This window comes from Microcoleus sp. Pol12B4, from assembly GCF_036701385.1.
Lineage (GTDB): Bacteria > Cyanobacteriota > Cyanobacteriia > Cyanobacteriales > Microcoleaceae > Microcoleus.
This window is the reverse complement of the sequence record NZ_JAUBQR010000272.1, coordinates 1-8,017: the sequence shown is the minus strand read 5'-3', so window position 1 is coordinate 8,017 and position 8,017 is coordinate 1. Positions and strand designations below refer to the sequence as shown.

General features: G+C 43.9%; 2 protein-coding genes and 3 pseudogenes. 2 read left to right on the top strand and 3 right to left on the bottom strand.

The annotated features are described in order from the left end of the window. Window positions 1–68: 68 nt before the first annotated feature. Window positions 69–695: pseudogene (locus tag QUA38_RS25825) on the bottom strand (Uma2 family endonuclease). A gap of 231 nt (window positions 696–926) precedes the next feature. Here QUA38_RS25825 and QUA38_RS25820 point away from each other — a divergent pair. Both QUA38_RS25820 and QUA38_RS29510 read left to right on the top strand, forming a co-directional pair. Then, window positions 927–4,487, top strand: a complete 3,561-nt coding sequence (locus tag QUA38_RS25820; RefSeq protein WP_333166959.1) for a WD40 domain-containing protein — start codon at window positions 927–929, stop codon at window positions 4,485–4,487. Window positions 4,488–4,496: 9 nt separating this feature from the next. Next, window positions 4,497–5,272, top strand: a pseudogene (locus tag QUA38_RS29510) (AAA-like domain-containing protein); the annotation flags it as partial. Window positions 5,273–5,359: 87 nt separating this feature from the next. Here QUA38_RS29510 and QUA38_RS25800 read toward each other — a convergent pair. Together QUA38_RS25800 and QUA38_RS25795 are read right to left on the bottom strand one after the other, a co-directional pair. Continuing rightward, window positions 5,360–6,186: pseudogene (locus QUA38_RS25800) on the bottom strand (IS630 family transposase). A 166-nt stretch (window positions 6,187–6,352) separates the two neighbouring features. Beyond that, a complete protein-coding gene (locus QUA38_RS25795; protein ID WP_333166952.1) occupies window positions 6,353–7,240 on the bottom strand; it encodes an NF038130 family PEP-CTERM protein in 888 nt (295 codons plus the stop codon). Window positions 7,241–8,017: the final 777 nt, after the last annotated feature.

Genomic DNA, 8,017 nt, shown 5'->3' with positions numbered 1-8,017 from the left:
ATAACAACCGCTGTACGCTAAGCTGCGAGTTGTACCGCCTCTATTTTGGTTCGCACAACTTTATTTAGTTATTGCCCTATCTGAAAAATCTGTTCGGTCGTTAAGTTTAAATCCGGGAAAGCAAGCGATGGCACCACATCATCACCTCTAAACTGATTAACTACATACTCACCGTCAATTAATTGCTTTACGGAAATAGTTGGTTGCTTGGGGTTGCCAATATATCTTATGCCACCTAAACCTAAATAATCGATAATCCAGTATTTAGGAATTGCCAATTTTTCATATTCTGCTAACTTTATCAAGTAGTCATATTGCCAATTCGTACTCACGATTTCGATGACTAAACGGATAGTTTCACCTCTGGTAATAGTCTAGCACTTTTTCCACATTGGTTCCGTTTCGATTTGTTGCTAATCTAATACCATCACATCTGGGCCGTAGCCAGACTTATCAGAATCAATAGCCTTAATAATTCCTTCGCGGGGAATGAAATAGGGCAAAGCCAAACGTTTAATTTCTACTCCCACTTCAATGGCCAGGAAGCTCCCTACTTGTTCGTGAGTTCCAGTGGCTTGCATTTCTATAACAGTTCCATCATGTAATTCAAAGCGACCTTGAGCCTCTGGATACCAGTCCCGAAACTCGTCTAGGGTCATTTGTTTAGACTGGGCCGGTTGTTCTTGAATGAGCATATTGATTCTCCTTGTTTGCTGTTAATTTCAATGTTAATTTAAATTTAAAAAATGAGGCTATCTATATTGTAGAATAACTTCTCCTCGTTACTTTATCAAAATTATTTTTAAACTAATCTGAAAACGTAAATTGTAAGGAGGGATTATAATTAAGTAGGGAGGGTGACAAAAATTAACGCTCAGACTACCTCTTTTTATAAACTTTCACCTTTAAAACCACCCATCAACCCCATGACCCAGGTAACATACCAAATTGGTGGCAGTCTCGCCAGTGATGCACCTACATACGTAGTGCGACAAGCCGATTCCGAACTTTATGAAGCCTTAAAACGAGGCGAGTTTTGCTACGTCCTCAACTCCCGACAAATGGGCAAATCTTCCCTTCTCGTTCACACCTTCCATAGGTTGCAAGCAGAAGGATTTCAATGCAGCACGATCGACATGACTCGCATCGGTAGCGAAAATATCACTCCCTTACAGTGGTATAAAGGAATTGTTGGGGATTTGTGGCGCAGCTTCAATTTGTTAGGAAAAGTTAATTTAAAAACTTGGTGGCGCGACGAAGAAGAGGTCTCATTTTCGCAAAGATTGAGTCATTTTATTGAAGATATCGTGCTGGTCAATTTTCCTCAAAAGCGGATATTTATATTCATCGATGAAATAGATAGCATTCTCAGTTTGGATTTCGCTGTCGATGATTTTTTCGCCCTGATTCGGTTTTGCTTCAATCAGCGAGCGATTAATCCAGAGTATAACCGCATTACTTTTGCAATTTTTGGAGTAGCGACGCCAAGCGATTTAATTGCCGACAAAAAGCGAACTCCTTTTAATATCGGTCATGCTATAGATTTGCATGGTTTTGATCTGCACGAAGCCCAACTATTAGTTAAGGGATTAGAGAGTGCCGTCAGTAATCCTCATGCCGTTCTCAAACAAATATTAGCTTGGACTTCAGGACAGCCATTTCTCACCCATAAAATTTGCTATTTGGCGTATAGAGCCAGCCGAGAAACGGCGGGAGGATTAGTAAATATTCCCCCTGGAGCAGAGGCATTTTGGGTGGATAGTTTGGTACGATCGCAAATCATCGATAAATGGGAATCGCAAGACGAACCGGAGCATTTAAAAACGATAGGCGATCGCATCCTTAGAAAGGAACAACGCGCCGGAAGATTGCTCAGCATTTACCAGCAAATATTACAAAATGTAGAAGTACAAGCCGATGATACGGGAGAACAAATTGACCTATTGCTATCGGGTTTAGTGGTAAAAAGCCAAGGATATTTGCAGGTAAAAAACAAAATTTATCAAGAAATTTTTAACCTCGAATGGGTAGAAAAAAAATTAGGGCAACTGCGTCCTTACTCCCAATCTTTCGATGCTTGGATCGCTGCCAAACAAACAGATGATTCGCGCCTTTTGAGGAGACAAGCCTTAAAAGATGCTCAACTCTGGATGCAGGGAAAAAGTTTGAGCGATTTAGACTATCAGTTTTTAGCAGCTAGCGCCGAACTCGACAAGCAAGAAATGCAACTGACTTTAGAAGCAGAAAGGTTAAAAGAAGTCGAAAAAAATGCCAGACGGCAAAAGTGGTTTATTGCTGCACTCTCTGTAGCATTAGCGATCGCCCTCTTTCTCGGAACAGCAGCTTTTTGGCAATATCGTCGAGCTACATTGAGCGAAATCGAAGCGATCGCCACTTCCTCCGAAGCCCTCTTCACCTTAGAGCAAAAATTAGACAGCCTCATTGCCGCAATCAAAGCCAAGCGCAAACTGCAACAACTCGGTGGAGCAAATCCCGAACTAGAAAATCGCGTGCAATTATTACTAGAGCAGGCAGTTTATGGAGCTTCGGAGTTCAACCGCTTTTCAGGACATCAGGCGACACTGTATAGATTAGCAGTCAGCCCCGACTCTGAGACAATTGCCTCATCAAGTATGGATAACACGGTCAAGCTCTGGAAGCGAGACGGCACTCTGCAAGGGACTTTTGCCAACAACGGTATGGTATGGAGGATGGTTTTTAGCCCCGACAGTAAACTCCTCGCTTGTGCCAGTGGAGATGGCACAGTTAAAGTTTGGCAGCAACAGGGAATTTCTTGGCAGAACCCCAAACTCCTACACACCCTTGAGGGACACAGTAGCGAGTTTAACGGTGTGGCCTTCAGCCCAGATGGCGAGATTTTAGCCGCATCCGGTGAGAATAACACCGTTAAACTCTGGGACAAAAACGGCAATTTATTAACCATTCTCGATCGCACCGATGCAGTGAGGAGCCTTAGCTTTAGCCCCGATGGGGAAATGCTTGTTAGCGGAAGTGCCGAGGGTACGATCCGATTGTGGAAAAAAAACGGCGCATTCTGGGACACAGTACAGTTATGGAGAACGTTTCAAGGCCATAGCGCTGCGATATGGGAGGTCGAGTTCAGTCCTGACGGCGAGATATTTGCCTCCGCGAGCATGGATAAAACTGTTAAACTTTGGCGCTCCCATGCCCCGCCAGACGAAGAGTTACAGCCCCTACGAACCCTTAAGGGTCACGCCTCTGGCGTTGAGGCTATAGATTTCAGTCCCGACGGTGAGATTATCGCCTCAGCCAGCGACGATCGAACCATCAAATTTTGGAGCAAAGACGGCAAAGAGCTGAGAACTTTTGCAGGGCATCGCGGTGTCGTGTGGCATATCGATTTCAGTCCTGACGGCAGTTTCATTGCTTCGCTGGGTGTAGGAAATGCTGTCAAACTTTGGCAGCCGAAAAACATTTTTCTGTTGCCCCTGGAAGGTCACGACGCTGCCGTTTATGCTGCTGCTTTCGCTCCTGACGGAAAAATCGTCGCCACTGCAAGTACAGACGGCACGGTGAAACTTTGGCGGCCAGATGGTACGTTGCACAAGACGCTTAAGGAGGGCAAAGGAGTGCATTGGGCTGTGGCATTCAGTCCTGACAGTAAACTCATTGCCGTGGGGGGCGAAAAAACAGTGAAACTCTGGCACAAGAGTGGCAGATTCCTCAGAGAAATCAAGGCACACAAAGGTATCGTTTACGGAATTTCTTGGAGTCCTGACGGTAAAATTCTTGCCTCTGCAAGTACAGACGGCACGGTGAAACTCTGGCAGCCAGACGGCACTTTGCTGAGAACTCTCAAGCTAGATGGCAGCGGGTTCTGGGATGTAGCCTTTAGCCCGGATGGCGAAGCTCTAGCCGCCGTCGGTAACAGCGGCGCGATCGCTATCTGGAAGCCCGATGGCACTTTGTTGCAGGTGATCCGCGCCCATCAGGCTATTACTCTGGGGGTCAGTTTCAGTCCAGATGGCAAGACTTTAGCCTCAGCCAGTACCGATGGCACCGTCAAACTCTGGAAATTAGATTTCTCTTCGACTCTTCAAGGCACCTCGGTTCCTCACTCTTCACAGCTACGGAGAACGCTTAAAGGTCACGCACAGGCAGTGCTAGAAGTTTCCTTTAGCCCGGATGGTGAAATCATCGCTACGGCAAGTGTCGATAACACGGTGAAACTCTGGAACTCTAACGGCATCTTGCTGACGACGCTCACGGGGCATACAGGTGCGGTGACAAGAGTTTCCTTCAGTCCCGACGGCACTTTCCTTCTCTCCGCCAGCTTCGACCAAACGCCGATTTTGTGGAATGTAAAGCGAATTCTCAATACAGACCCCCTGGCTTATGGTTGCGACTGGGTGCGGGATTATTTGCGAACAAATGCTGAAGTCAAGGAGGAGGACAGACATTTGTGCGATGCCGTGGGCGATCGTGACATTCTCCGAAACAATTAACTATCAATTATGAGAGATTATTCTTACCACATTGGCGGCAGTCTCACAACCGATGCGCCTACCTATGTCCAACGACAAACAGATACCGAACTTTATCAAGCCTTAAAACGAGGCGAGTTTTGCTACATTCTCAATTCGCGACAAATGGGCAAATCTTCCCTTCTCGTTCGCACCCTGCACCGACTGCAAGCAGAAGGATTTCTATGCAGCGCGATCGACATGACCCGCATCGGCAGCTAAAATACAACCCCCCTACAGTGGAACAAAAGAATCGTTGGGGATTTGTGGCGCAGTTTCAACCTACTAGAACAATTCAATTTAAAAGCTTGGTGAAAAGAAGAAGAAGTTTCTTTTATGCAAGAATTGAGCTGTTTTATCGAAAACATATTGTTAGCTAAATTTTCCGAAAACAAAATCTTTATATTTGTCGATAAAATTGATAGTATTGTAAGTTTAGATTTTCCCGTTGATGACTTTTTTGCCTTGATTCGTTATTGTTACAACCAACGCGCCATTAATCCAGAATACAATCGAATTACCTTCGCCATTTTCGGAGTGGCTACAGCGATTTAATAGTACATAAAAATTGCACTCCTTTTAATATCGGAGTGGCGATCGATTTGCCAGGATTTAGCTTATCGGAAGCGCAAGCATTAAGCAAAGGCTTAGAAAATGTAATAACCACTCCGCCAGCAGTAATCAAAAAAATATTAGCTTGGACATCAGGACAGCCATTTTTAACTAAAAAAATATGTGAATTAGTAGTAATAACTACTAAGGAATCCCGTAGCAGCGATTTGAAAATGTAGCAACCGCCAACGCAGTTAAGCCGCTGTGCGAAGCACAGCTTCCATTGCATCTCTCAGACAGCCCTATTGAGTTAGTTTTTTACGAACTAGACTCTTTAACCATGACCAACATCGCTCAATCTTGTTAAGATTTGGAGAATAAAATGGTAAGTATTTTAACAGACACCCGGCTGCTTCAATTAATTGAATAATATTTCCACCTTTAGGAAAAGTGGCCTTATCTACAATTAGTATTTGCCCGGATTTGAGCGTCTGTATTAAACCAATTTATAACCAAGTTTAAAATACCGTTCGATTACAATAACCCTCAACACTAAAGGGAGCCAATAACTGCCCATTACAAAAGCCAGCAATCATATTAATCCGCCCTTGCCTCCTCCAACTTGTGAGATCGTAAAACCGCTGACTTTTTTCATTCCATCCATAGCTATAATTTTCTCTATTGTCCATCCCTGCTTCATCTATATACACTATTTCTTCGGGTTTATACACAACTATCTCTTCTCTAAATTCAGTTCATTTTATTTCATTTCGCTCTTGATAACCATAAGTTTTTTTTGCGAGTGAGTCCGATTTTGTTTAAAGTTCTTGAGATAGTACGATCGCTAATTTCTGCCAGTCATAGTTGAGCCATTTCTACTTGAGTTTTATCGACCTTAACCTCGACAAAGAAGGTAAATTTTCCCCAGTCAGTAATTTTATGCCCATTCCCAGGTGGTTTATTCGGCAGTGCTTGAAAGTCCCCAGTCTCGCGTTCCCGCTTCAACCATAATCGAATCGTGTCACGACTAATAGCGAATAGAACACGCTGCGTCACTAATCTTTAAGCCATCAAGCTTGATGGCTTGGATCACTTTTTGCCGGAGCTCGTAACTGTAGGGTTTGGGCATGGGTTTCTATAAGAGCACAGCCGGAGCCAGATTAAGGTCTACTTCCAGTCTATGGCTTAACCGCCTTGGCGGTTGCTATAAAAAAGCCGCAGGTAAATGCAGATGAAAACTTCGTAATCTGCGTTGAACTGCGGTTTCACAACAAAAAGGAGCTTAGTAGAAAAATTTAGGAGGTTTTGGTCCGCTTGCGCTTAGCCGCCAACAAACCACTCGCGCCAAGAGCAATTCCTAACATTGTGGTGGGTTCTGGTACTGGTTCGACTGTGAGTTCGTAGTTGCCGTTGTGAGAAATTCCGTCGTCTGAGGCTGTCAGTCCCGACCCAGTGGCCCTAAAGCTGTACTTGTATTGAGTCACGCCGCCGTAGGTTATTTTGATGACTTCGCTCGCTTGTAGCGGTTTGGTACCCAATATCCCCACGACACTAGGCGGTAGGGCTTGTAGTAATAGTGTTTTTGCATCGAAGTGACTGGCTAAGCCAATCTTAATATCACTGGTAGCGGTTTCCTGATTCACATAAGAAACGTTGGGGTCGCTGAATCTTTGGAAGACGCCTGCATTTAAACCGGTATTGTAGATGGTCGAACCGAAGAACCCAAGCACGCTGCTGAACCCATTAGCAGCAAAGACATCCTTAAACCATCTGTTAGCGAGGTTATCTGCCCCATACCTGGTGTCATAGGTCCCTGTTTTAGTTGTAAACCAGTCTGCCCCATTCAGGCTGCTGAGAATAAGATTCATGCCGAAGAGGGAGCCAGTCAAGCTCGTAATGGGAGCTGTCTTGAAGTTAGTAAGACCTGCAGAAGAAAAGGGAGTCGTGTACAAGCTCGTTTCGCTATTGGCAAACAGTTCGACGTTGCCACCAGGGCTCGCCGCGGAACCTTCTAATACAGTGGATAAAGAGGCTGAGTCGTCGCGAACCGTTTGATTACCAACTTGTTTGTAGAGCAAGTAGTCAGTGCCGGCGGTTCCAGAGACAGTAGGGTTTGTTAAAGAGGCAGCAAAAGATGAGGCCGCTGTGATTGCGCTCATGCTAGCCACTAATGAAGTGCTCATTAAAAATTTCCACGCTGCCTTTGCCATAATAATACCTCCGAGGGATGACTGTTTGTCTGATGCTATATTTGTAACTCTCTTTTAGGTGTAATTATGTAAAGGTTGGGCTAATTTTTGGTGAGAAAAATGTAAAGATTAGGTAAATCTACGACTGACGAATTGACAAAAAACATTATCTATGCGTTCTAGATCGTGCCATCACTGCTAAGGTTCGCAAAAATATACTCACGGACAACTAAAGTGAACAGATTTTTTTGGACTTCATACCAATTGCTAATTATCTTTTTAGAGCGCATCAACTCCAATTTGATAAAGGTGTGAAGTGAGGAAAATATGTGAGTATCGATCGCGAAGGTGTCTCTCACCAGGAACCGACAAATTCGACATACTTGTTTGAGGACTATATGAAAGTTTAAATGCCCCAATGAACATCGTGAATTGTGATAAATTTACTTCGACTTGTCTCTTTAACCTTGGACGGCTCTGGCAGATATAAAATATGATGTCTCTAGTCTTATTTTTTAAAGTATTTCCTAAACAATTTTATAAATTCCAATTCCTTAAGGTGAGTCATTCATTATTCAGATTCAATCTCCAAAGTGCTTATATGGCAATATTTTTCAGGCTCATTTAACACGATAAAAATTTACTATCAATTATGAAAGATTACTCTTACCACATTGGCGGCAGTCTCACAACCGATGCGCCTACCTATGTCGAACGACAAGCAGATATCGAACTTTATCAAGCCTTAAAACGAGGCGAATTTTGCTACAT

What these genes read in the sequence shown, in the direction of transcription:
- QUA38_RS25820 (WP_333166959.1), top strand. Translation starts at nt 927, where the DNA reads ATGACCCAGGTAACATACCAAATTGGTGGCAGTCTCGCCAGTGATGCA.
- QUA38_RS25795 (WP_333166952.1), bottom strand. Translation starts at nt 7,240, where the DNA reads ATGAGCACTTCATTAGTGGCTAGCATGAGCGCAATCACAGCGGCCTCA.